This is a genomic window from Candidatus Phytoplasma sp. AldY-WA1 (assembly GCF_020312115.2).
Classification (GTDB): Bacteria; Bacillota_I; Bacilli_A; order Acholeplasmatales; family Acholeplasmataceae; genus Phytoplasma; species Phytoplasma vitis.
Genome location: NZ_JAHRHX020000137.1, coordinates 1 through 761, shown reverse-complemented (window position 1 = coordinate 761; position 761 = coordinate 1). Strand labels below are relative to the sequence as shown.

At 22.3% G+C, this 761-nt stretch carries 1 pseudogene; it reads left to right on the top strand.

Annotated elements, in window-relative coordinates:
• Positions 1-705 (top strand): annotated as a pseudogene (locus tag KTO59_RS04465) (ABC transporter substrate-binding protein); the annotation flags it as partial.
• Positions 706-761 lie beyond the last annotated feature (56 nt).

Below are 761 nucleotides of genomic sequence, written 5' to 3'. Positions count from 1 at the left end.
AATAAACAAAAAACTAATGAAAATGTACGTAAAATCATTGCAAATTCTTTAGATATACAAAAAATAATCGATGAATTAGAATTACCTAATACAATTGCAAAATCTGCAATTCATAATCGATTAATCGGCCATAATCCTAGTATAAATTATCATCAACCTAATATAGAATTAGCTAAACAAGAATTTCAAAGATTAAGACCAAAAGATAAAAAATTAAAAATTGCATGTGGTAAAATACAACCAATTACGAACAAAATAATAGAACAATTACAACATGTTGGTTTTGAAACAATTTTAGAAGAAATTGATTTTCCTAAAATGTGTGATGAAGCAATAAAAGGAAAAGATTCGCCTTATAATTTTATTTTTCTAAGTGAAAATTTTGAAATGGAATACGCTCATAAATATATCGAAGATTATTTCAAGACAACAAACAACCAAAGTAATTTCTTTGGTATCGATGAAGCTGATAAAATTGACATCGAAGATAAATTAACAAAAGCTACTAAATCATCAACTGACTTAAAAAAATATACATTACTATTACAAGAAATAGAACAATATTTATATGACAAACATTATTTATTTCCATTAATTAAACCAAAAACATTTGTTTTAGTTAATAAAAAAATAGAAAAAGGTTTTGAACAAGATGCATTTAGTAGATTTTTTAATATGAGATCAATTAAATATCCAAAAAAATAATAAAAATTAATTATTTCTTTTAAACCATATAAATATTTACTCATTTTTAAAATCTC